Origin of the sequence: Bacillus sp. N5-665 (assembly GCF_022637375.2) — a bacterium.
Classification (GTDB): domain Bacteria; phylum Bacillota; class Bacilli; order Bacillales; family Bacillaceae_G; genus Bacillus_A; species Bacillus_A wiedmannii.
Genome location: NZ_CP093325.1, coordinates 621,927 through 646,721, shown reverse-complemented (window position 1 = coordinate 646,721; position 24,795 = coordinate 621,927). Strand labels below are relative to the sequence as shown.

At 33.2% G+C, this 24,795-nt stretch carries 25 protein-coding genes and 2 pseudogenes; 9 read left to right on the top strand and 18 right to left on the bottom strand.

The genetic code is table 11. The annotated features are described in order from the left end of the window. Positions 1-129 precede the first annotated feature (129 nt). The gene (locus MNO09_RS05625) at positions 130-1,113 is read left to right on the top strand and encodes an Rpn family recombination-promoting nuclease/putative transposase (protein ID WP_000492765.1); all 984 of its coding nucleotides are present in this window, start codon (positions 130-132) and stop codon (positions 1,111-1,113) included. A gap of 39 nt (positions 1,114-1,152) precedes the next feature. Here MNO09_RS05625 and MNO09_RS05620 read toward each other — a convergent pair whose 3' ends face one another. From MNO09_RS05620 to MNO09_RS05610, 3 genes and pseudogenes are all read right to left on the bottom strand, one after another. Further along, positions 1,153-1,371 (bottom strand): hypothetical protein, encoded by a 219-nt coding sequence (locus MNO09_RS05620; RefSeq protein WP_002203737.1) that lies wholly within the window; start codon positions 1,369-1,371, stop codon positions 1,153-1,155. A 43-nt stretch (positions 1,372-1,414) separates the two neighbouring features. Continuing rightward, entirely contained in the window at positions 1,415-1,594 is a 180-nt protein-coding gene (locus MNO09_RS05615) for a hypothetical protein (RefSeq protein ID WP_002096244.1), read from the bottom strand. A gap of 74 nt (positions 1,595-1,668) precedes the next feature. After that, positions 1,669-2,020, bottom strand: a pseudogene (locus MNO09_RS05610) (YxeA family protein). Positions 2,021-2,236: 216 nt separating this feature from the next. Between MNO09_RS05610 and MNO09_RS05605 the strand changes: the two are divergent. Both MNO09_RS05605 and MNO09_RS05595 read left to right on the top strand, forming a co-directional pair. Next, a complete protein-coding gene (locus tag MNO09_RS05605; RefSeq protein ID WP_000360680.1) occupies positions 2,237-2,695 on the top strand; it encodes a helix-turn-helix transcriptional regulator in 459 nt (152 codons plus the stop codon). Between the two features lie 489 nt (positions 2,696-3,184). Further along, complete coding sequence (locus MNO09_RS05595; RefSeq protein ID WP_000289929.1) at positions 3,185-3,364, top strand: cold-inducible protein YdjO-related protein; 180 nt, start codon at positions 3,185-3,187, stop codon at positions 3,362-3,364. A 158-nt stretch (positions 3,365-3,522) separates the two neighbouring features. On the opposite strand, the gene MNO09_RS05590 is transcribed toward MNO09_RS05595, so the two are convergent. The 11 genes and pseudogenes from MNO09_RS05590 to MNO09_RS05540 form a co-directional block, all read right to left on the bottom strand. Next, entirely contained in the window at positions 3,523-3,702 is a 180-nt protein-coding gene (locus MNO09_RS05590) for a hypothetical protein (RefSeq protein ID WP_000924556.1), read from the bottom strand. A 204-nt stretch (positions 3,703-3,906) separates the two neighbouring features. Next, positions 3,907-4,020, bottom strand: a pseudogene (locus tag MNO09_RS05585) (LPXTG cell wall anchor domain-containing protein); the annotation flags it as partial. Positions 4,021-4,165: 145 nt separating this feature from the next. Beyond that, the gene (locus tag MNO09_RS05580) at positions 4,166-4,822 is read right to left on the bottom strand and encodes a YkyA family protein (RefSeq protein WP_000221147.1); all 657 of its coding nucleotides are present in this window, start codon (positions 4,820-4,822) and stop codon (positions 4,166-4,168) included. Positions 4,823-4,839: 17 nt separating this feature from the next. Beyond that, entirely contained in the window at positions 4,840-5,661 is an 822-nt protein-coding gene (locus MNO09_RS05575; protein WP_000517280.1) for a peptidoglycan-N-acetylglucosamine deacetylase, read from the bottom strand. Positions 5,662-5,744: 83 nt separating this feature from the next. Next, the gene (locus tag MNO09_RS05570; RefSeq protein WP_088107416.1) at positions 5,745-7,607 is read right to left on the bottom strand and encodes an FtsX-like permease family protein; all 1,863 of its coding nucleotides are present in this window, start codon (positions 7,605-7,607) and stop codon (positions 5,745-5,747) included. Positions 7,608-8,248: 641 nt separating this feature from the next. After that, positions 8,249-9,010: a rod shape-determining protein MreC gene (gene mreC / locus MNO09_RS05565; protein WP_001198151.1), complete on the bottom strand. Its 762-nt coding sequence runs from the start codon at positions 9,008-9,010 to the stop codon at positions 8,249-8,251. A 200-nt stretch (positions 9,011-9,210) separates the two neighbouring features. Next, a complete protein-coding gene (locus MNO09_RS05560; protein WP_000724320.1) occupies positions 9,211-9,564 on the bottom strand; it encodes a YxeA family protein in 354 nt (117 codons plus the stop codon). Between the two features lie 112 nt (positions 9,565-9,676). Then, the gene (locus MNO09_RS05555; RefSeq protein WP_001225801.1) at positions 9,677-11,185 is read right to left on the bottom strand and encodes a sensor histidine kinase; all 1,509 of its coding nucleotides are present in this window, start codon (positions 11,183-11,185) and stop codon (positions 9,677-9,679) included. Next, a complete protein-coding gene (locus MNO09_RS05550; protein ID WP_000033681.1) occupies positions 11,169-11,870 on the bottom strand; it encodes a response regulator transcription factor in 702 nt (233 codons plus the stop codon). Before MNO09_RS05550 ends, MNO09_RS05555 begins: the two co-directional genes overlap by 17 nt. Before the next feature lie 28 nt (positions 11,871-11,898). Continuing rightward, entirely contained in the window at positions 11,899-12,513 is a 615-nt protein-coding gene (locus MNO09_RS05545; protein ID WP_000418951.1) for a DedA family protein, read from the bottom strand. Continuing rightward, on the bottom strand, positions 12,513-13,091 hold the full coding sequence (locus MNO09_RS05540; RefSeq protein ID WP_001176096.1) for a class I SAM-dependent methyltransferase: 579 nt from the start codon (positions 13,089-13,091) through the stop codon (positions 12,513-12,515). The genes MNO09_RS05545 and MNO09_RS05540 overlap by 1 nt, the downstream gene beginning before the upstream one ends. A 308-nt stretch (positions 13,092-13,399) precedes the next feature. Between MNO09_RS05540 and MNO09_RS05535 the strand changes: the two genes are divergently transcribed. Next, positions 13,400-13,858, top strand: a complete 459-nt coding sequence (locus MNO09_RS05535) for a hypothetical protein (RefSeq protein ID WP_001064712.1) — start codon at positions 13,400-13,402, stop codon at positions 13,856-13,858. Between the two features lie 67 nt (positions 13,859-13,925). Here the strand turns inward: MNO09_RS05535 and MNO09_RS05530 are convergent, their stop codons facing one another. Both MNO09_RS05530 and MNO09_RS05525 read right to left on the bottom strand, forming a co-directional pair. Continuing rightward, positions 13,926-15,875 (bottom strand): ABC transporter permease, encoded by a 1,950-nt coding sequence (locus tag MNO09_RS05530; protein WP_000176143.1) that lies wholly within the window; start codon positions 15,873-15,875, stop codon positions 13,926-13,928. Beyond that, positions 15,862-16,632, bottom strand: coding sequence for an ABC transporter ATP-binding protein (locus MNO09_RS05525; RefSeq protein ID WP_000859659.1), 771 nt, complete (start codon positions 16,630-16,632; stop codon positions 15,862-15,864). Before MNO09_RS05525 ends, MNO09_RS05530 begins: the two co-directional genes overlap by 14 nt. A 306-nt stretch (positions 16,633-16,938) precedes the next feature. On the opposite strand from MNO09_RS05525, the gene MNO09_RS05520 reads away from it, so the two are divergent. After that, positions 16,939-17,811 (top strand): AraC family transcriptional regulator, encoded by an 873-nt coding sequence (locus MNO09_RS05520; RefSeq protein ID WP_000377706.1) that lies wholly within the window; start codon positions 16,939-16,941, stop codon positions 17,809-17,811. A gap of 42 nt (positions 17,812-17,853) precedes the next feature. Here the strand turns inward: MNO09_RS05520 and MNO09_RS05515 are convergent, their stop codons facing one another. Both MNO09_RS05515 and MNO09_RS05510 read right to left on the bottom strand, forming a co-directional pair. Next, positions 17,854-18,489, bottom strand: coding sequence for an SdpI family protein (locus MNO09_RS05515; RefSeq protein ID WP_000716341.1), 636 nt, complete (start codon positions 18,487-18,489; stop codon positions 17,854-17,856). Further along, positions 18,486-18,758: an autorepressor SdpR family transcription factor gene (locus MNO09_RS05510; protein ID WP_001070539.1), complete on the bottom strand. Its 273-nt coding sequence runs from the start codon at positions 18,756-18,758 to the stop codon at positions 18,486-18,488. Before MNO09_RS05510 ends, MNO09_RS05515 begins: the two co-directional genes overlap by 4 nt. Before the next feature lie 207 nt (positions 18,759-18,965). On the opposite strand from MNO09_RS05510, the gene MNO09_RS05505 reads away from it, so the two are divergent. From MNO09_RS05505 to MNO09_RS05490, 4 genes are all read left to right on the top strand, one after another. Continuing rightward, complete coding sequence (locus tag MNO09_RS05505; protein WP_000276736.1) at positions 18,966-19,661, top strand: response regulator transcription factor; 696 nt, start codon at positions 18,966-18,968, stop codon at positions 19,659-19,661. Between the two features lie 2 nt (positions 19,662-19,663). Then, complete coding sequence (locus MNO09_RS05500) at positions 19,664-20,686, top strand: sensor histidine kinase (protein WP_000765339.1); 1,023 nt, start codon at positions 19,664-19,666, stop codon at positions 20,684-20,686. A 94-nt stretch (positions 20,687-20,780) separates the two neighbouring features. Next, the gene (locus tag MNO09_RS05495) at positions 20,781-22,760 is read left to right on the top strand and encodes an FtsX-like permease family protein (protein WP_000145074.1); all 1,980 of its coding nucleotides are present in this window, start codon (positions 20,781-20,783) and stop codon (positions 22,758-22,760) included. Positions 22,761-22,828: 68 nt separating this feature from the next. Further along, complete coding sequence (locus MNO09_RS05490; RefSeq protein ID WP_000145019.1) at positions 22,829-24,784, top strand: FtsX-like permease family protein; 1,956 nt, start codon at positions 22,829-22,831, stop codon at positions 24,782-24,784. Positions 24,785-24,795 lie beyond the last annotated feature (11 nt).

Sequence of the window (24,795 nt, the reverse complement as noted above, 5' to 3'; positions counted from 1 at the left end):
AGACATAACTGCCTTTCATTTTCTAATAATACTTCTAATAAAATAGCAAAATGGCCTGTTTGCATACCCTAGTTCTTTTTAGATACAATGAAGGAAAGAAGCAACCTGACACAAGGGAGAGGAAAAGCTGTGTTCAGCCAACAGTTAGTTAATTTACGCATTGATTTTGCATTTAAACAATTGTTTGGTACGAATGGTAGTGAAGATATTCTAATTGCATTTTTAAACGCTATGTTACAAGAGTCTTTAGATTCACCCATTACTTCTCTACAACTAGAAGATCCGCATTTACATCGGGAATATGAAGAGGATAAGTTATCTATTTTAGACATTTCAGCGACATTAAACACAGGTACAAAAGTAAATGTAGAAATACAGCTCAATAATAATCACGATATGATGAAACGTAGTTTATATTATTGGGGAAAATTATACACATCTCAATTACAAAAAGGAATGCCATACAGCGCTCTTCGTAAAACCATCACCATTAATTTATTGAACTTCATAATGTTTTTAGATCACAAAGAATTTCATACAACGGGCACATTATGGAATACACAACAACAAAAACTCTTGAGTGATGACATAGAAATTCACATTGTAGAAATTCCAAAGTTAACAAAACAATGGCATGAAGAAAAAGTAAATCCGTGGAAAGATCCATTTGTTCGTTGGCTTTTATTGCTTTCAGCAAATGAGGATGAGCACTTAACTAAAACATTGGAGGATATTGCTATGAACCAAGATCCTATTTTAAAAAAAGCGATAAATAAATGGGAACGTATGAGTCAAGATTCTTCTTTCCGACAAGCCTATGACGCAAGGGAGAAAGTTTTAATGGATGAAGCAGCAAAATTCGCCCACGCAGAGACAGAAGGAATAAAAAGAGGAATGGAACAAGGAATAGAACAAGGAATAGAACAAGGAATGAAACGAGGGCTTGAAAAAGGGCTCGAAAAAGGTATTGAAAAAGGGCGAAAAGAAGGGGTTCAACAAGGAAAAATTCAAATGATTAAAGGTATGCATGATCTTGGTATACCACTTGAAACAATTGCTAAGGCAAGTAAATTAAGTGTGCATGAGGTTGAGCATATTTTAAAACATAAATAGTAATAAAAAAGGGCTTGAGTTGTTTCAAGCTCTTTTTTATCAACTTTCCTCGATATCATCCAATTTAGTCTTATAACATTCATTACACTCTAGCATAGTAGAAAGAATCCCTCTTTCATCAGGTAATAACACCCTCAAAACTTCTCGATCTATCTCTACGAAATACTTCATAATAATGGGATATCCTTCAATAATATTCGTATACTCAATTCCTTTTTTAAATTTTTTTCCGCTCTTTATTTCTTCTATTTTCAACATAAAAAATCCGAAACCATACAAAATGATTTCGGATTTCCTATAGTTAAAATATTAAATTACATTTCGAACAAAAAGGAGCAGAATTTCCTCTCCGAATTTTCGCATCACATTTTGGACAATATACATATCGCTCTTCTATCCTTTGTCGTTCTATCATCTGTAAAGATACGACTCTCATACTACACATAATCCCAATTAATATAAGGCTAACGATGAGTAGCATAACCCTCACTCCCCTCTTTATATTTTACCATAAAATAACAAAAGCGATTTCCTTATTGAGAATCGGTTTTATCTTTATAATCCTAACTTCGCCTTCGCGCCATCAGCAATTTTATCTACCTCTATTTCTACTTTATCATGTAAAAACTTACCTCTCGTAATGACATGCCAGTATGAGCCTTTTTGTAATTTATCTACTCCATCAATTGTTACTTCTTTCTTATCTCCATTCTCATCATAAGCTGTAACTGTATATTCAAACCCTTTATTTCCACCTAACTCTTTTTCATCTGTATCAATAATTGCGTAACGATATTCTAAATCAAGGAATGGATGGATTCATTCTATCAATCGCAGCACTCCCGTTTAATAAATATGCCGCTCCTGCGACGATAACAAGTAATGCTCCAAAAATAAACCTTTTCATCTATATTCCGCCTTTCATTATGTTTTCTTTAAGATGTTTCTAAGTATAGAGCGTATTTCTTAATAAAAACTCATACGGTTTCTTAACATCTCCTTAAACTAAAAGTGAAATATTAATTAGAAAGATCCAAACAGCAAAAAGTAACTTTTCACACTACCATTGACAAAATCACACCCGTAGTGTAATTTTACACCACAAGAAAAAAGGAGCTGCATTATGGATAAACAAGAATTTATTGAACTCGTTAATTCAAAATTAAAACTCATTCGTGTTGAGAACGATTTGTCACAAGAAAAAATGTCAGAAGTTATTGGTTTATCGAAGAAAACATTAGTAGAAATTGAAAAAGGAAGACGCACGCTAACATGGTCAGGTGCAGTTTGCGTCGTAACACTCTTCGAACAGAGCGATACAGTCCAGATGACATTCGGGGATGATGTGAATGAAATTATAAAAACAATCGCTTTTACACATTACAATACGCCCTTCCCGAAGACGTTAGGAGGAAAAATGTGGTGGCGACAAATAAAAGAATTAAATGGTTACCAAATACAACAAAATATTTTATCTCAACATTACAGAATTTTAGATAAAGAAGACCGCAGAATATGCCATTCATTCGAATTGGATGAAATTGAAAAGCGATTTATGGAAATGGCAAAAACATCTCAATAAAGTTCAACTAATCGGGCTTTTAAGGGCAGCCCGACTCCCACCTAACTTCTTCGCTCCAACCAAATTTTGAGGTGGGGTCCCTACTTACCCATTTATGCCGGATAAATTTATTAAACTTCATAATGTTTTCAAAACAAAAAGTCTTCCATGCAACGAGCATACTATGGAAGACACAACAGCAGAAACGCCTAAGTGATGACATAGAAATTCCAAATTTAACAAAACAATGGCATGAAGAAGATGTAGAAAAACACCGAGAAGGTTGCCGGTATACACTGTATCAAATTGAATGATTACCAAAGCTTTCAACGATGATTTATAATCCTCAGCTTATATAAGCCTTATTTTGCTATACTTTAACAATTACTAACCTTCGCATTTTTTCAAAAAATAAAGTATAATGAACTAATATAAAAAAGGTTGTTAACAAAATCGTTAACAACCTTTTTTGTTTTTCTGAAAAACTTTTCAATTTAAGGGAGCGATCACATGTATTGGAGAAAAAATGATAAACCTGTAGTAGAACCAGAAGCAATTGCTGTATGGGAATGCCTAGAAGAAAACTGCCGTGGATGGATGCGTAAAAACTTTGCATTAGAAGCAGAACCGAAATGTCCGTTATGCAAAAGCGATATGGAAAGCGGCGAACGCTTATTACAAAAGATATAATAAATTCTCTTCTTCACCTTTTATAAACTGAAACATAGAGGATTCTCTTTCTCCTTATTTACAATGTGCATCGAAAGCAAATAAACTATACAAAAAGTTTTGCGTATCCTCGCAAAGCTTTTTCAATATCTCAAACTCATTCCAACTATCATTCTTTACTAAAAAAATAAATTACATTTTGAATAAAAAGGAGCAGAATTCCCATTTCCAGTTCTCCCATTCCCCTTAAGACAATACACATAAAAATCTTTTTTTCTCTGTACCTCTACTATCAAAGAAATTACTACTTTCATCCCGGTCATAATTCCTATCAAAATGATGCTAAGAATCAATAACATAGTGTATCCTCACTTACAAAAAAAGTGAAATATTAGGAAATCTTATGTCATATTTTATACCCCTATATTCATTAGATCAATTCGCTACAATCATTTCTATATGGTTTCAAAACAATCTAATATAAACTTTTACTAGATTTATATCTAGGATTACATACTACACCTCTTTCGGAAGGACAATTTTTTATAGGCTCATACAAAATTTTATGCTTGAATCTTAAGACGAGTAAATCCAAATACAGATCCTAACGCTACAAGACATGCACTTAGCATCATCATTGTTACGCTATTTGATGCTGTATTTGGTAGTTTTTCTCCTTAAGAATATTAAAAAGCCCCAAACTATAATAGTTTGAGACCCTTGAATTCTATATTCTATTTTTGAGTAAGAAACAAACTTTTATTTTTGATTTTTTCCTTTTGTACTTAATAAATAAGATTAAATGATATAGGAATAAAGTATTTACTTCTCATCTTTAATTTTAATTTTCGCTTGTTTATAAAAATCTAATTTCTCTTTGTTATATTCTTTTGTATATCCATTAAATTTCTCTTTTTCTCGTTGAATGTCCTCATTCATTTGATTTACACCTTTAATCTTTTCACTAATCTTTTTTAAGTTCGTTTCTTTTTCGCCTAAGCTTTTATATACTTCTCTTTCAAATCCCATTAATTTTTGATACGAATCATTTATCTTATTAAAAGATGCATAGCGCTTTTTATAAATATCCTGTATGTTTTTTGCTTGTTTTTGAAGAGCAGCATCTTCCATTTTATCTATAGTTTTATGAACTGATTTTATTTCTTCCTGTGCTTTTTCAAAAGCTTCTTTTTCTTTGTTCCATACTTTTTCACGTTCGTCCATGCTTTTTGTAGCTTGCTCTATCTTCGGCATAATTGCTTGGTTACTATCTTTACCATCATTTATAATTTGATTGTATAACTCTTGACCTTGTTTTTCTAAACCCTCTAGTTTTTTCGCATCTTCAGAAACCGCCTTTTCTTGCTTCGTTGCATTTTCAAATGCGACGTACAATTCTGCTTCTGGCTTTGCGCCAAAACACCCTGTCAATAAGCTTATAGATATAATTCCGGTAATCGTTAACGCTTTATAAGTCAATGTCAATTCCTCCTATGTTACATTCGTTTATCATGCATAAAGTTCAAGGGGAAATGATCATCTTCATGATATGCTTCAAATTCATACCCTTTTTCTTTTAAACCTTTAATAATAGCCGGTACTGCAGCGATAGATTGCGGATGAATATCGTGCATTAAAATAACTTCTTTGGGATTTGTCGCACTAGCAAGTACATTTTGAACAATTTTCGCTTTCGCAGTATCAATTGGTATACTATTATATTCCCAATCTAATGAATCAATTGTCCAATCCCATACTCTAAGACCATTTTCTACAACTTTATTACGAAGTTCTTCGTGTAATCCTGGCTTTGAACCATATGGTGGGCGTGTTAGTTTTGGGGCATGTCCGAGAATACTAGCAATTAAGCCTTGATCCTCTTTCATTTCATCTACGTAGCCACCTTGGGCATATAATTTTCTATTATTGTGCGTCATACTATGCATACCAACATAGTGTCCTTCCGCTTCTTCTCGTTTTACTAAATCAGGGTATGATTTTACATTTTGACCGATTAGAAAAAATGTTGCTTTTGCATCATTTTCCTTTAATATGTCTAGTAACTGTGCCGTATATTTTCCTGGTCCGTCATCAAAAGTAAGATAGGCAATTTTCCTAGTTTGACCATTAAATTGCGTTGGTGCAACCTTATTCATCTCCACTTTTATTTGTTCATTTGCATTTTGAACTGGATTCTCTTGATTTGCTATCGCTTTTGCAGGTGAAGTTATTGCTTGAAATACAAAAAAAGCCCCTCCCACTACAACTATAGCTACCATCATTACAACTATATTCTTTACCTTTAACAGTTTCCCCATTCTATTAATTCCTTTCTACGTCCATTACTTACTTATACTAAAAATATTACTCTAGTTTTTTACCCCTTCCCCCGGCATCCATTCTATTTTTCCTTTGGAAGCACAATCCTCTTATATAATTGAACAGTGATCAAATAGTAGACACCGTAAATGATTAAAAATATACAAATCGGAAGTCCAATATTCACATATGGATTTACAAAAAACTTAACAAATGTAAATATATTCATTCCTACCAAAACGTGTATAAGACCCAATATGGCTGGAAATAAAAATACAATGCCTAATTCTTTATACATAGATTGTATAAGTAATTCTTTACGTACCCCAATTTTCCGAAGCATCTCATACCGCCCTATATCTTTCGTAGCTCCAGAAAGGATCTTAAACATTAAACAACTTGCCATCATAGCTAAAAAAGCAAGACCTAAAAAGAATCCCATAAAGGAAGTTCCTTTTGAGAAGACGAGCATAGATTCATAATCACCATAGTTTGTTGGTAAATATACGTCTTCCTTAGGCTTATTAATAGCAACGGCTATTTTTTCGATTTGACGATTATCCATCTCTTTTAACTCTGTCTTATACCGTAAAATATTATCGATTTTAGCAATAAAAAACGTATGCTCATTACCTTGAATTGCTTTATACCGGTTTTCGTCGACGATATATACAGATTTACGATTATATACAGTAATATTCGATCTAAAATCACTATCCATACTCTTATCCCAATTCAGTGGTAACGTAGAACTAGATGGATCAACTTCCTCTCCCTTAAACATCCTATAGCTCGAAGATGGAAGTTGTTCAGAAATATGTGTTGTCTCTTTCTTTCCGAACAGAAGTGGCGGATTCTCTAATAATTCCTCTTTTAAATAGTAAACAGCCTCATTATCAACTTTATATTTATATTGTCTTTTATCTATAATTTTCATTTTTTCCATAGCTTTATAATCCGCTGCTTCTGGATCATGAATTGTAATATCATACCCTGACATTCTTTCTGCTGTAAGGATTACGTTTTTCTGTAAAGACATGCCACCAGCCATTGCCCCCACGCCAAGACCAATTAACATCGTTACCGTTCCTAATATTTTCGCCAAACTACTTACACGGAACTGCAATTGTGCAAATGTAAATGCATTTAATTTCTTCTCATTTAAATAGCGCGTTTTCTTTAGCCTATTAACAATCATAGGTAAGAACGAAATAAATATAAGATATGTCCCAATTGTAATCGTGAATAATGGCAGCATAATGGCGCCAGCACCTTTTATTCCTACGAAGATTACGAAATAATATCCTACACCTAGTCCTAGCAAACTACATAAGAGTAACAATATCGTGGCTGGTCCTTTCATTCGTATGCGCTCCGTTTGCTGCTCTGTACGAATTAAATCTAGTTCTGTTTTAAGTGCTATACGAATGGCATTCACAACGGATGTAAGTAGAAATAACGCACTAAAGAATATAAATGTTATTTTGAATGCAGGACCATAAAATGCTTGATAACCTTCCGCTGAAATTTCCAATTGTTTCGTTAGAAATTTGCTAACGAAATTGGAAAGAATAGCTCCGAATACACTCCCTAATGCTAGTGAAATCATTCCCATAAACAATGTCTCAAAAAATAAAAGTTGGCTGATTTTACTCTTTTTGGCCTCTAAAATAAGATACATGCCGAGTTCCTTCCGCCGGAGTGAGAGAAGAAATGAGTTTGCATAAAAAATATAAAAGAATGTAATAAACGCCACCAAAATCGATCCTATTTGAAATACAAATACGATTGAACCAATAATACTGTTATTCATTGTAAACTCTTTATTTAACGCAAGCGTTTGAAACATATAAAAAATAGAAATTGAGATGACAAGACCTATTAATAAAACGATATAATCCTTAATCATTTTTTTCATACTAGAAATAGAAAGTTTTAATAACACACTCTACACCCACGCTTCTCTACAGTGTGGTGTACTACATTCATCTTTTTACTATAACCTCTTTGTACAACGTTCTCTTCAAATATTAAAGTTTTCATATTGCCTCCTGTCATTTGGCTAGTGCTGCGATCATGCTATTTTCATAGCCACTAACTATCATTTTATCTTTTCCCTACAAACAGCAATATTGATTCCTCTTACATTATCCTTACATTTTTGTAATGTACACTTCCGAAAAAAACATTACAATATACAAATCAAACATTTTATAATCCGATTCATATACCTTTTGACATCAATATTCTCACGCTCAAATAATATATTTACACATATAAAGTCGAAGGATATTATATAGGTTTTCTAGCCTATTTAAGAGGTTATATAAATAATTAATATTAAAAATGTACAAAAAAAAAGCCCCACTGTAATACTTAATAACTTTGCACTTATCATCAGTTTACCTCTTCATTATAATTGTCCGAGATAAAGATAAGATAAAGATAAAATAAAAACATTATAAATATATAACCATATATTATTAAATTTAGTACCGTTTTACTTTTCCTTATCCCTCTTACTCTTTATTTTACGTTCATTCTCTTCGTTTCTAATTCACCTCTCAAAGGCACTACATAAAACTATTATTTAGGTTCTATTAAAATTACATCTTCTAAATCATATAAATTCGCCTTTGGTTTTGCATAAATAATATAAGCAAGACCATATTGATCCGGTTCTTGCTCTATCACCTCTGCTACTTCAAGGCCAGGTGGTATTTTCTGACTCAATTCAGAGGTAATAATACTATCACCTATTTTTATTTCTTTCGCTTTATCTGATGGAATATTATCAATTCGAAGAGCCTGTTTTTTCTTATCATACCCTGTAACAAATCCTAAAATGGATGAATTATTTTGAAGGGTGATTGCTAAACGATTCGTTCGTTCATCATTCGTAATTAATTTCACAACAGATGTATATTGATCTACACTCTCTACCTTTCCAATAAAACCTTCCACTGTAATAACAGCCATACCAACCTTTACACCATGTTGTGCTCCTCTATCAATAGTGACTTCTCCATACCACTCTTCTGCTACACGAGTTACTACTGTAGCTTGAATTAAATTGTATTTTCCTTGTTCCTTTAATTCTTTCGTTTTGTTGATAAGTTTAGTAAGGTTTTCTTTCTCCTCACTTAATATTTGCACTTTACTCTTTAACGATTCTTGATGTTCAATTTTCCCTTTCAATACCTGATTCTCTCTATATACTTTATAGATGTCTTCTATATTATGAACAATATTTTGGACATGCTTATTATTTGTACATACATACACCATCAATAAAGCCAAAAGAATAATTGAAAGAAATAATAATATTTTCTTCTTAGAAACCTGCATAATTATCCTGCTACTCCCTACTATTTTTTATCTACATACTATAGAATACTAGTCATTGTACACAGAAGAAATGCAGTTTAAATAAAGTTAAGATAAACTTTATCTTCTTTATAAAAAATTTAGAACTTATCATATACTGCTACAATCTTCGAAGTTTGCTCGTTACCTTATCCATGGAATGCCACTTATAATTTCTATAACTAATTATGTTGTATTTGTACTTTCTTAGGTATTTCATCTATTTGTACTTCTTCCCATTCCATACCATAACTTCCTTTAGATCTAATCTTTAAATATGCTCCTATTCTTAAATGTTTTGAAGCAGTCATCGCAATCTTTTGCTCTTGACCAGATTCATTATATCCTTTGAATTTATATTCCCATCTAGCAAAACCTTTGTTTTCAGCTCCATATTTACCATCATTATCAACAACAGCATAATAAATATCTTCTTTAATAAATGGATTGAATTGATCTACAATCGGTCCCCCCTTTCCTATAAGTAATGTAACTCCAACTATAATCAATACGATAAACGAACTTATTTTTTTCATGAAACTTTCTATTCTCCTCTTCTCAGATACTTCCCCTTAAAGGACTTCCTCTAAATCCATCGCAGCGCTATTACGTATTAAAATGTAACCAAATTTCCTAGTGCTCTTCTAATTAAATTGGCAATAAGATAATAAATTGAATAACCCCATTTTCATATTCTGCTCGAATTTCTCCTTTGTGCAATTCAACAATGCTTTTTGCAATTGCAAGTCCCAAACCTGAACCTTCTACAGCTCTACTTCTCGATTGATCTTTTTTATAAAAACGCTCAAACAAATTCTCTAATTCTATTTTTGTAAATTCTTCACTATGATTCGCTATAGAAATTTTGATATGCTGTTCTTCTCTTTGAAGTAAAACCCGAATTTCTGCTTTATCTATACTGTATTTAATTGCATTTATTAAAAGATTTTCAAACACACGTACCATTTTTTCTGAGTCCACAACAGCATATATACGATCTTCTTGAAATTCTTTTACAAAAGAAATATTATGCTCCTCCGCTTGTGGTACTAGCTCTTCTATTAATTGATCAAGTAGTTCATTTATACACACTTCTTGCGAATCTAACGCCATATTTTCATCTGTTAGTTTTGTATACTCAAACAAATCTTCTATTAACATCTTCAACTGCTCTGATTTTGAAAATGCAATTTTTATATACTCATCATGCTGTTCTTTATTTTCATATTTCGCATCACCTAGTAAACGTAAATACCCCATAATAGAAGTAAGTGGTGTTCTTAAATCATGTGATACATTTGTAATCAATTCACTTTTTTGCTTCTCTATTTGTTTTTCCTTTTCTATATTAGCCAAAAGCTTTTCTGCCATTTGATTAATATTAGAAGTTAATAAACCTATTTCATCTTGACCTGCCTGTTTGATTTTATATTGTAAATTACCTTTCGAAAACTCCCTTACTCCTTCTGCCATCGCTTCAATCTGATTCATCTTCCTTTTCGTTATATAAAAGAAAGATAGTATAAAAGTGATAAAACCTAGTAAAGATGGAAATGGGCTGCTATCATTCACTATATACTTCACATTTCCTTGTGGTATACCACTTGCAATGATATACATATTTTCCGTATTAACAGTAACCGGATAAAAAGTTGTAAACTCCTTACGCTTTTGTTCAGTTCCATCTTGAATTAAATTTTGCGCCTCTACATATCGTACTTGATCCATTTTAAAATCCATCACATTACGCATCGTCTCATGAAGATTGATTTGTTCTTCCGGCGCTCCCTTTGTTTTATAAACGACTTTCCCATTCTCATCTATTATTAAAATCTTCAGTTGATTTTGGTGATTCAATTGATCAAGCAATTCTTGTATATTAATTTCCTTACCTTCCTCGGTTATACTTTCAACAAGCCTTTGTGTCTGTCCATCAATGGCTTCCATACCTGATGCATAATCAATGATAGAAATTTTATTCGCATCCTCGAAAAAAGAAGATGAAGACCATCCTACTAATACCCCGAGTAACGTACAAAAAGTAAATGTAGCCATTAGCTGTATCCGTATGCTCTTTTCCAAATAACTCACTATTTTACCTATCATTTTTTTAAAAACTTGATTCATCCATATTATCGGTTCAAATATCTTTCTCAATCTTATAGCCAACTCCCCATACCGTTTTAATGTACCGAGGCTTCCTTGGAATCGCCTCTATCTTTTCACGTATTTTCCGAATATGTACCATCACAGTATTATCGGATTGGAAAGCTTGCTCTTTCCATACTCTTTCATAAATTTGTGCTGCATTTAATACCATTCCTTGATTTCGTGCAAGCAATTCTAATACCTCAAACTCTCTCGGTGTCAATTTCGCCTCTTTATTTGCAATAATGACCTGCCGTGTTACTATATTAATTTTCATATCTCCAATTTCTATTTCATTTTCATCCTGTACACTTGTCCCGCTCATTTTCATATATCTCCGAAGTTGTGATTTAATACGAGCAATGAGTTCCAGTGGATTAAATGGTTTGGCTACGTAATCATCTGCCCCAGTTGTTAATCCTAAAATCTTGTCCATATCTTGCGTTTTTGCCGAAAGCATAATAATAGGCATTTCCGCTATTTCTCTCACTTTCATACACATATGAATACCATCTATTTTCGGCATCATAATATCAAGGACGATTAGATGCACGTCTCTTTTCTTTACTATTTCTAAACCCTCTTCACCATCTCCAGCTTGTAATACTTCGTAACCTTCATTCTTCAAATAGATAGTGATAAGTTTTCTAATTTCCTTCTCATCGTCCACGATAAGTATCGTTCCTTTACTCACAAAATCTCCTCCAGCATCATTTACCAAACTATGAATGTTGCTTTATTTCACTCACTACTGCATTCCTCTTTTGAATGTACACATAAGAAATGATAGTAATAATCATAATGCCCCCACCTAAATACATCCCATATTTCGTCGCAAGTGCTACAATCGTTTCTATCTGTTTTCCGAATAGAGAGCCCAGCATAAAATAAGCTAGCGTCCAAACAAGTCCTGCCATATAGGAATACAATGCATACGTTTTAAATGACATATTATTCATTCCAACCAAATACGGTACGATATGTCTCACAACGGGGATAAAATAACTTATTACTAATGCATAATGACCATATTTCCCTACTATTTCTTGTGATTTTAAAAGGTACTTCGCCTTTTTCTTTTTCATCAATTTATTAAGCACTTTTATGCCAAATATTTTCCCCAGTATATACCCTAAAGAAAGACCTGATACAACACCTAAATACGTTAATAAAAAGGCTGGAATCATACTTAATATCCCCATTGATGATACAAATCCACCGCTCATGACAATCATTTCATCTGGAATCGGCATACCGATAATACCAAGCCATAAACAAAAAAATAGTGCCCAATAACCATACTGCTCAATGTATGACATTAATTCATGTAACTCCATTATGCATATGCTCTCCTTAGCTCTTTTCTACAACTAAAGACGTAAGCTGGTGGGAAATTAAGCCACACCTTTTCTAGTGTAATTTCAGGAAAGAAATTCTGTATAAATCCTTTTTTCACAAGTGAATATTGAAATGTAATAAATTCCCCGTTCTCATGTATCGTTTCCATTACACTGTTTAAAATGCGCTTTGAAACCTCTTCTCGTAAAGAAGTAAAAGGCAATCCTGATAAGACGTAATCAATACATTCTATATTTAATTGTTCCATATACTTCTTTATATTTTCAGCTGAACCGTGTATAACAATCACGTTCTGCTCATCTTTAAATTTTCTCTTTAACTCTTTAAAAAATACTTCATTAATTTCAACAAGGAGAAATATTGTCTCCTTCTTCTTTCTCTTCATAATCTCTTTCGTAAAAGCTCCTGTACCAGGCCCTAGCTCTACAATGCATTTCGCTCTATTAAAATCAATTACATCTACCATTTTCCTTGCTAATATTTTTGAGCTCGGTACAACCGCACCAATATGTTTCGGATGTTTTATAAATTCAGTTAAGAATGTTATGAGCTGCATATACTCCCTCTCCATTCGTTCAATAGTTTTTAACTTGTGTTTAAGTATAACTATCGTTTCTTAACAAATATTGAGGAGATTTCTTAAGATTTTATGAAGATGAAGGAAATCTTCATCTTTACTATAAACAAACATAAAAAATTGAATTCCAAAGATAAGCGCATCAAACATATACAAATAAGTCAGCTTGTTTATTTACCATGAATGATCATGATCCTACTCCGATTTTGTATAGCGAAGTTACTATTTTTATGTTAAAATCCTCTAAGATATTTGGAATTAGTATAGAAATCATTTTTGGAGGCTTTATGAATAATCAAAACGATAATAAATCAAATGCATTATTTGCAGCTATACAAATAGTGCTACCACTTTTATTACCTATTCTTGTCCCTACCTTTTTAATAGTGGGAATGAAAAAGTGGATGCCCGATGAAGTTAAGTATCCAAGCATAATATCATTGTTCGCATTATGTATGGGATTTTTCATAGTAGGAATTCTCTTCTCTATTGTTTTACGTTTATGTAAATTATCTGAGGAAAAATTAAAGGAATTAGGATTTTTAGGATTTACACTTTCGGCTGTTAGCACATTTCTAAGTTTTTATGTAGGTTACTTTTGGTTGGCAGACCTTAACTTCACATCAGTTGAATTATCACCTCATGCCGTATTAATTTTCGCTATTTTATGTACCTTGCTATTAGAAGGTATTTTTAAAGTAATGGACATGTTTGATAGTTCGGACGAAAATAAAGCTCACGTATAGACAAAAAAAGCATTCGACTAACATGTTAGTCGGATGCTTTTTTACTAAGATAAAAACAACTCTTGCATTACTTCGCACTCACAATCTTATAATAAGAACGAACTGTTAAGAAGTAATATCCGATATAAATAACGCTATATACTCCGATACTAATTAGAAGCGGAACCATAATTTCAAATGGTAGTATGTTTCCTAAACCTTTTAATGCAAACAAACTGTGTAGAATTCCGATTACTAGTGGAATTGCAAAGATAAAGCTCACTTGTTTTGCAATAGCTTTCTTCATCTCTTGTTTCGTTACACCAACTTTATGAAGGACAATGTAACGATCACGGTCAGCACTTGCTTCTGTAAGCTGCTTGAAGTAAATAATGGAGCCTGTCGCTAATAGGAAGACTAAGCCTAAGAATAGTCCGATGAACATCATTAGTCCAGTTGCTTCAAGTCCCATATGGAAACCAGTGTAGAAGTCTCTAAATGGTGGTGCCATTTCTGATTCACCAGCTGGCATCACTTTTGTTAATTTTTCTGTTAATACTTTACTGTTTCTTTCATCTTTTACATCAATATTTTTTACAACACGTGTTCCAAATGCTTGCTTCGCTTGTTCATACATTTCATCTGGAACGACAACAACTAATTCACCTAAGTTCGTAATTGCAGTATTATTTACACCTTGGATCGTCAATGTCTTCGTTTCATTTCCAATTTGGAATACCGCTTTATTTCCTTTATATTCAGGGCTAAACTCATACCCTTCCATATAAGAACTATCATATATAAATGCTTCGCCAGTAGCTACATTCACTGTTTCCGCATCGATTTTTTTCGCAATTTTGTTGAATTCAGATTGAGATATAAACTGATATTTCTCTGAGATCGTGTAATTCATATTAAGAATGAAATCAACTTTATCTCCTTCGAACTTCCCTTTGACAGGAACCGTTTCAATTTCAAATTGATCTTTAACAGGGTGATCCTGCTTCTCCTCCACAAGAATTGCATTTACTTTCTTATCCAATTCTGCATCTTTTTTTTCATAAGAGTAACTGTATGGCATGGATGTTTTTGATTGCGTAAATGTGTTGTAATACATCGTAACTGACGTACCAACCGCTGTTAATGTCACTGCACTTAAAATAGATATTGTCGCAAGTGACTTTGCATTTCCTTTAATACGGTATAGTAACTGTGACGTCGTTATCATATTCATACCATTATAAAACGCTGACTTATTATTTCTTGCACGTTTCAATACGAATACTGTAAAGAACATAAATAGTAAATACGTACCTAATACTGTTGCAAGTAATATATAAAGTGCAACTACCATAAAGTTTGCATACATAACTGCCTTCATAAACATTAACGCTAAGAAATAACCTGAGCCGATTAAGAAAACTGAAATTAACGCCATAATGACAGAGCCTTTTGGCATTGCTTCTCCTTCACGTTCTGCTCGGAAAAGTTCAATTAGCTTAAATCGATAAATTAAACGATATCCTTGAAGTGATGTATACAAAATAATTACAAAGAAAATAATTGCTGTATCAATAACTGCAGCCATCGGTACTTCAAAATGAACATTTAAGTTTATTCCCATCATATTTATTAGTAGTTCAAGGAATAGTTTTGAAAGAACGCTACCGATGGCAATACCGATTACTAATGACATTAATCCCATTAACATATTTTCATAAAAGAGCATTTTACCAATCTGTCTTTTACGAATACCTAATAAAGAATATAACCCAACTTCCTTTTTTCGCTTTCGTGTAAAGAAACCGTTCGAATATATAATGAACACTGCTACGAAAATAATAAGCATCACGCTTGAAACTTGGAACGCTCCACTAATCTTTTTAGAAGCTTCCGCTGCTTTTTCCATTTGTGAATTGTATTGCAGTGCTTTAAATGTAAAATAAATGACGATACTAAAAATCATAGATGCAAAATATACAAAGTAGTCTTTAAAGTTCCGCTGTATGTTGCGGAGGGCAATGCTAGATAAGGTCATCAGCCATACCTCCAGAAATGGAAGACATTACGTCAACGACTTTTTGGAAGAACTGTTTACGTGTTGATTCACCGCGGTGCAATTCTTTATATAACTCACCATCTTTAATGAAAATAACTCGTTTACAATAACTCGCCGCAAACGCATCGTGCGTTACCATTAAAATTGTAGAGTTATCATATTCATTTAACGACTTCATACTTTCTAATAAATCTGTCGCTGATTTAGAATCAAGCGCTCCCGTCGGCTCGTCACCAAATATCATACTAGGACTTGTAACAATCGCACGCGATGCTGCGCAGCGCTGCTTCTGTCCGCCCGACACTTGATATGGGAACTGACTTAAAATATGATCAATACCGAATTTCTTTGAGATTTCAAGAACGCGGCGATCAATCTCACTTGCTTTCACCTTTGATAACGCAAGAGGTAACGCAATGTTCTCTTTTACCGTTAACGTATCTAATAAATTATAATCTTGGAAAATGAACCCTAAATGATCGCGGCGGAATAACGCTAACTTATCATCGTTCATCTTCACGATATCTTTTCCATCAATTAAAATTTCACCGTTCGTCGCATTATCAATTGTAGAAAGAACGTTTAGTAAAGTAGTCTTACCCGAACCAGAAGGTCCCATAATTCCAACGAACTCACCTTCTTTTACTTGTAAGTTAATACCTTTTAACGCTGCAAATTTATTACCACCCGTGTCATACACTTTTTCAATATTCTTTGCTTCTAACACTGTTTTCATCTCGACATCCCTCATTTCTTCTATTCTCTATTTTCAACTATATACACTCTCTACTCTTGCCACTATCGATGTTTCTTACACAAACATGACAGTTATGTAAGGCCGGTAAGTAGAGAAATCAAAATTTAACATACTGAACAAAAGTACTTTGTTACTATAACATTGGGATATCATGCCATCCATTCATTCTCCTTACAGGAACATTACAATTTTGTAAGGTTAAAAATGTACCCTACAAAGTTGTGCATGAAATGTCGGATGGACCTGTTTTTTTCCTGCTATTCTATTTAACAAGGAGGTCATGATATGGATTCACTTAAAAACATGAATGCGGCAATGCAATATATTGAAAACAACCTAACAGATGAAATTGATTTTAAAGAAGTCGCAAAAATAGCTTTCTGCTCCGAATATCATTTCAAAAGAATGTTCTCTTTCCTAGCTGGCGTATCACTATCAGAATATATTCGCTGTAGACGTCTTACTCTTGCTGCTTTTGAACTAAAAGATAGCGCTGCAAAAGTCATTGATGTTGCTATAAAATATGGGTACAACTCGCCAGATTCTTTTACACGTGCTTTTCAAAACTTGCACGGCATAACACCTTCAGAGGCCCGAAATAGTAGTCATTCTTTGAAAGCTTATTCACCAATGACCTTCCAGTTATCGATTCAAGGAGGAAATGAAATGAACTATCGAATTGAAGAAAAAGAGCCATTTCAAATCATTGGTATTACAAAACGCGTACCGATTGTATTTAACGGTGTAAATGAAGAAATTGCTTCTATGTGGAAAAGCTTAGATCCAGGGACCATTCAAACATTAAAGTCCCTTTCAAACATGGAACCTACTGGAATTATTAGTGCTTCTACTAACTTTTCTGAAGGAAGAATGGAGGAAAATGGAGAACTCGACCACTACATTGGAGTAGCCTCAATGAAAGATTGTCCAGAGCAATTCGCACAACTTGAAGTCGCAGCTTCAACGTGGGCCGTATTTGAAGCTGTCGGTCCATTTCCTGAAACATTACAAAATGTATGGGGACGCATTTATTCCGAATGGTTTCCTTCCTCAAACTATGAACTAGCAGAAGGACCAGAAATATTGTGGAATGAACAGAAAGATACATCCTCCCCAAACTTTAAAAGTGAAATTTGGATACCGGTTTTGAAGAAATAAAAAATAAAGCTGCTCCTCCTTAAAAGGAAAAGCAGCTTTTATTTATATTTTTAGTTCTTTTTTATAAGCGACGTAGGAATATCCCATTGTTAATCCTACTGCACCAACAATAATGCCAATGATTAGGAAAGTTTTCCACGCTACCGGAGCAAAAATACTTAAAATCATAATAACTCCTAATACAACAAACACCTTTCCACTAAAACGGTGCGTTTTTCTCCACACTTCCTCATTACTTAATGTCCACGGCGTTTTTATACCGACAAAGTAGTTTGGTTTGCACTGTGGTAAATAGTTGCCGATGACTATAAATAAAATACCAACTAATAATTCAGGCACTCGATTAATGAATAAGTTGTATCCTAATCCACTTGTAATAATATCTATGTTCCCTACAAATAGTAGCAATAATATTCCGTTATTCATCATCATAAAAGCTTTAGAAAACTTCTCGTAATTTGCTTTCTTTGGGTCAATTTTTGGTAATACATTTAGAAATATATATAACACAATCATAATTCCAACCATCGAAATCATTCCATAAAGTTTAGAAGAATAACCATCTGCCTTACCGCCGCTCCAATGTGTCGCAATTGTATCCGGCAAATGTGGCCAAGCAAACGCCCAAGCTAAACAAGTTGTAACAATTAATATAATTGCAAAAAGATGCTTCTTCATTTCCCCTCTTCCCCCTTATTCGTAAACGTAAACACCCAAGTTAATAAATCTTGAAAGACAGTTGTGTTTAAAGAGTACATAACAAATTGACCTTTCTTTTCATCTTGAATAAGTTCAGCATTTTTAAGCGCGCTTAAATGATGTGAAATACTTGGTTTTGTCATATTAAATTGTTCAGCAATTTCTCCAGCGGTTAAATCACCTTCTTTTAATAAATCTAAAATTTTTCGCCTTGTTGGGTCTGCTAATGCTTTGAATGCTTGATTCAATGTCTTTCTTCCTTTCGATAATTAGACATTTAGATATTTATCTAAATATTAAACAACTTCCAATTAATTGTCAATTATGCATACGCCCTTTTTACTTTTCACACTTTTGACCTATACTGTTTATTAGCCTACATTTCAACATAATGAAAAGACTTGAAACACATGATACACTATAGCTACAATTGTTTTTTTAGGAGGAATATACATATGTACAAAATTTTAATCGTTGAAGACGATCCAAATATTTCATCATTACTACAATCTCACATTCAAAAATATGGCTATGAAGCTGTTGTTGCAGAGAACTTCGATGATATTATGGAATCGTTTAACGCAGTGAAACCACATCTTGTTTTACTCGATGTAAACTTACCGAAATTCGATGGTTTCTATTGGTGCCGTCAAATTCGTCATGAATCTACTTGTCCAATTATTTTCATTTCAGCGCGTGCTGGCGAGATGGAACAAATTATGGCGATTGAAAGCGGTGCGGATGATTATATTACAAAACCGTTCCACTATGACGTTGTAATGGCGAAAATTAAAGGTCAATTACGCCGTATTTACGGTGATTATGCGCCAAATATTTCTGAACGTATCGTTGAAGTAGAAGGTTTAAAACTATTCCCAGAACGCCCAGAAATCCATTTCGGTGCTGAACAAGTTCTTTTAACGAAAAAAGAAGCTATTTTAGCAGAAATGTTATTATCTAAATTCCCTCGTACAGCGAGCCGTGAAGATTTATTAGCTGCCCTATGGGATGACGAAAGTTTCGTTGAGGAAAATACATTAAACGTAAACATTACGCGTCTTCGTAAAAAGTTCAATGAGCTTGGTATTGAAAATGCTATTGAAACAGTACGTGGACTTGGGTATCGTTTTAACGCAACTTGGAGTGAATAAGCATGAAGCTATTTTTACGTGATCATTTTGCATTTTTTCTACTATATGTATTAAACTTCGGCATCATTTTCGTTCTTTATGATGCAGTAGATGGATTTCAAAATAATAAATTTTACTTCGTCGTTTTAAGTTTATATTTATTCATTTGTTTCCTCGCTTATCGTTACGTCCGCAATCGTAGAATGTACCATAGATTAAGTGAGCAACCAGAGAAAATGGAAGATGCGTTTATTGAAAGAGCAACTGCTCCGATGCCTCACGGTGTAAATGAACTCGTGCGCACGCAGTATCGTCTATTCCAAAAAGAACTACAATCGTATGAAGTAAAACAACAAGAACATCAATTATTCATTAACCACTGGGTGCATCAAATGAAGACACCTGTTTCTGTTATGCAGCTTATGGTGCTCGAAATGGAAGATGAACATTTGATTCCGAAATTCAAAAAAGAATTAGAACGATTAAATCAAGGGCTCGATATGGCTTTATATATGGCAAGGTTAAATAACTTCCATGAAGATTTCCATGTTGAGACGATTTCATTAAAAGATGCGGTAACAAAAAATATTAACGGATTAAAAGAACTATTCATTCGAAACGGGGTCTTCCCTGTTTTAGAAGTTCATTCCGATTTAAAAGTTGCTTCTGATGCGAAATGGCTAAAGTTCATCATTTATCAGTTAATGACAAATGCAGTTCGTTACTCTGGTGAGCGCGGAAAGAAAGTATTCCTATCTGCTTACCGAAACGGAAAAGATATTATTTTAGAAGTTCGCGATGAAGGTGTTGGTATTCCGCAAGAAGATATTCGAAGAGTATTTGAACCGTTTTACACTGGGAAAAATGGTCGCGCATTCGGAGAATCTACTGGTATGGGACTTTATATTGTAAGTAAAATTTGTGATTATTTAGGTCACTCTGTCAAACTAGATTCTGAAGTTGGTAAAGGAACGACGATTAAAATCATCTTCCACAACGCTGCAAATAATCAAGCAGAAACTACGGAGAAGGTGACCGAAGCATGATCGGAACATATGCTAGCAAAATGTATGAGAACTTACTCTCATACATTTTTTGCAATAAAACTACATATTTGCCTTCTAGCAAGAGGTACATATTATGACATTTTGGCAATTTGCATTTAAAAATGTAACGCGCAACTCGAGAGCTTATTTTGCTTACTTTGTAAGTAGTTCCTTTTCCATTGCTGTTTTCTTTTCGTTTGCTGTTTACTTATTCCATCCGAAATTACAAAACTTTAGCATGAACGCTGAAATTTCAGGATTAATGATATTTTCAGAAGTTGTAATTGTATTTTTCTCTTTCTTCTTTTTACTATATTCCATTGGTACTTTTTTAAAAGTTAGAAAAAAACAATTCGGAGTTTTGACCGTTTTAGGTATATCGAGAAAGCAATTACATCGTCTCGTTTTTATGGAAAATATGTTAATCGGTATTTTATCTATCTTTTTCGGTATGCAGTTTGGACTTGTATTTTCACAATTTTTCTTATTAGTCACAGCAAAAATTACGCACGTCCCAGGCATATATTTATACTTGCCTATTAACGCCTTTATTTTAACGACTATCGTCTTCCTTAGTCTTTTTATCATTGTATCTACATTCACACCAATGCTTATTCGTACAAAAAAAGCGGTACGCCTTTTAAAAACAAATGGCGGAAAACAAAAAGAAAAAAAACCGTCCATACTTGTTTCCTTATTTGGTGCGATTTGTTTATTAGGTGGTTATGCTTTAGCTGGAAATCCTAAATATTTCGTATCAGTAAGCCCGCAAATAGGTGTTATATATATGGTTTCAAGTATTTTTGTTATCCCAACGCTTGTTACAATCGGGACATATTTTTTCTTTTCACAAATTAGTTTCTTACTCATTTATATTTTAAAGAAAAGAAGAAAGTTTTATATGAAGCGGGTGAATATGCTTTGGATTTCTGATTTAGCAAACCGTATTCGAACGAATATTAATATGCTTTTTATTGTAGCGATGCTCTCTACAATTGCTTTCACAATGATTACGTTCCTATATGGATCTGGGAAGTTTATTAAACTAGAGGTTAATAGAACTTCTCCTTTCCCAATTTCTTATTTTTCTTATGATGCAAATCCTTTTGTTACTGAGCATTTAAATTGGCTTGAACAACAGTTACAAAAAGAGCATTTTCCTTATGAGAAAATCAAAACTGATATATATGAAACACCACTAAGAGAAGATAAAGATGTAGCTATTTATAATGACGTATACGCAATTAAGCAAAGTGACTATAACAAACTTGCTGCTTCTTTACGAATGAAACAACTATTTATGGATGATAACGAAGCATACGTGTTAACGGGGACCTCTTATATCACTATATTTAATGAATTTGAGCAAAGCTACAAAAGAGATTACATTACACTCTCTAGTACAAATACGAAATTAAAAGTAAAAGGCTATGAGCATGTTAATGCAATTCCATCTGGCTTTTCATATCAAACGATAGTTTTACCTGATATTCTCGTAAATAACTTACCCAACACGGTAAAACATATATCAGCATACAATTACAAAATTCAAAACTGGGAACAGACATATAAAATTGCGGATGATTTTATAGAAAAGGTGCAAAAAGATCGAAATAATTCCCAGTATGAAGGGCCTCTTATTCGATCCTTTGAATCAGCAGGAACGTTATATAAAATAACGTCTGGTAGTGCCGCATTCTTCCTAATCGGAACATTTTTAGGAGTTATTTTCTTCATTGGAGCTGGTAGCGTTCTTTACTTTAGAATGTATACAGATTTGACGAATGAACAAGAGAAGTATATAACAATCTCTAAGATCGGTGTGACAGATAAAGAGATGAAACGATCTGCAACCATTCAGCTTAGTATTTTATTTTTCGTTCCTTACATTATGGCATCCATTCATACAATGTTTGCAACGAAAATGCTACAAGATGTAATAGATCTATCTTTGTTCAAAGAAGTTGCAGCCGTTCTTATTATTTTTGGAGTCGTTGAAATTGTATTTTTCTTATTCATTCGTTCACTTTACATGCAAAAATTATCACAATATACGAATGGACAAATTATTTAAGACAAACGTGATAAAAAGAGTATCTTTCATACTCTTTTTATCTTCACTTTATTAGGAGGTTCAGGTGAATGACATTTTGGCAGTTTGCATTCAAAAACGTAACCCGGAACGCCAGAGCTTATTTCGCCTATTTTGTAAGTAGTGCGTTTTCCATTGCAATTTTTTTCTCGTTTGCGGTTTATTTATTTCATCCTAAATTGCATATGACAGGCGTGAATGCTGCTCTGAACATATTAATGACAATTTCAGAAGTTGTCATTGTATTCTTTTCTTTTTTCTTTTTACTATATTCAATCGGTACTTTCTTAAAAGTACGAAAAAAACAATTTGGGATTTTAACAGTACTTGGTATATCTCAAAAACAATTAAAAAGACTTGTATTTCTAGAAAACATGTTAATTGGTGTTCTTTCCATATTTTTCGGCATTCAACTTGGACTTGTCTTTTCACAGTTCTTTCTACTAGTTACCGCCAAAATTACACATGTACCTGGTTTATATTTATATTGGCCAACGAGTGCTATTATTTTAACTATGATCATCTTTCTTGGACTCTTCATTCTCGTTTCATCTTTTACGCCGATGCTCATTCGGACGAGAAAGGCTGTACGTCTTTTAAAAGAAGGAACAAAGCAAAAAGAAAGAAAAGCATCCGTGCTCATCTCTCTATTTGGTGCGACATGTTTAATAACTGGATATGTATTAGCAGCAAATCCGTTATATTTTATGTCCCTAGGTGATATGATTGGAATCTTATATGCCGTCTCTAGCATATTTGTTATTCCTTCACTTGTCGCAGCTGGAACATATTTTTTCTTTTCACAAATTAGTTTTTTACTCATTCGTATATTAAAAACGCGAAGAACATTTTATATGAAGCGTACGAATATGCTTTGGATTTCTGATTTAGCAGCGCGCATTCGGACAAACATTAACATGCTCTTTATTGTAGCGATGCTATCAACACTCGCTTTTACTATGATTACATTCTTATACGGTTTTGGGAAATTTACAAAGTTTGATGCAATAAGACAAAACCCTTTCCCTTTTACGTATTTATCACATACTGAAAATACGTTAGCGGATGAACATTTAAATTGGTTAGAACAAAAATTTAATGAAGAGCACTTTACTTATAAAAAACTTAAAACGGATATATATGAAGTATCTTCGGCTGAAGAAAACCCAAAGCTCTATTATGCAATTAAACAAAGTGATTACAATATACTTGCTAAGGCGTTAAATTGGGAACATCTCAACGTGAAAAATAATGAATCTTATATCCTTATAAAAGACATAGATGATCAATTCATTGGCACAATTTATGATACAGAAAGGAAAGATATTCTTACACTTACTCAAAACAGTCTACAGCTCCAAGTGAAAGAATATAAAAATTATAATCCTTTCCCAAACAGCTTAATCTCACAATTACTCATACTATCTGATGAAAATGTAGAAGCATTATCATCAGTTTCAAAACAGATGAGTGTGTATAGCTTTACAGTTAACGATTGGGAAAAAGCTAATAACATCGGTTCGGCATTTATAACAAAAATTGATAATGATAATGAAGCGATTAAGGCTGAGCACCCACCATTCCATGCAAGTGAAGCGAGCGATTCTCTATACACAACTAAACTAAATGTCGCTTCATTCTTCTTAATTGGAACTTTCTTAGGTGTTATTTTCTTTATCGGTGCTGGCAGTGTTCTTTATTTCCGAATGTATACAGATTTAACAAATGAGCAAGAAAAGTATGTAACGATTACAAAAATTGGTTTAACAGAAGCCGAAATGAAACGATCTGCTACCATTCAACTTGCTATTTTATTCTTTGTTCCTTACATTATGGCATCGATTCATACGATGTTTGCGACAAAGATGCTACAAGAAATATTACATCTCTCGTTCTTCGCTGAGATTACAGTCGTACTGATGATTTTTGGAACAGTTGAAGTTATATTTTTCCTTTTAATTCGTTCCTTCTATATGCAAAAATTATCACAACACATTAAGTTCTAAAGGATAGAAAG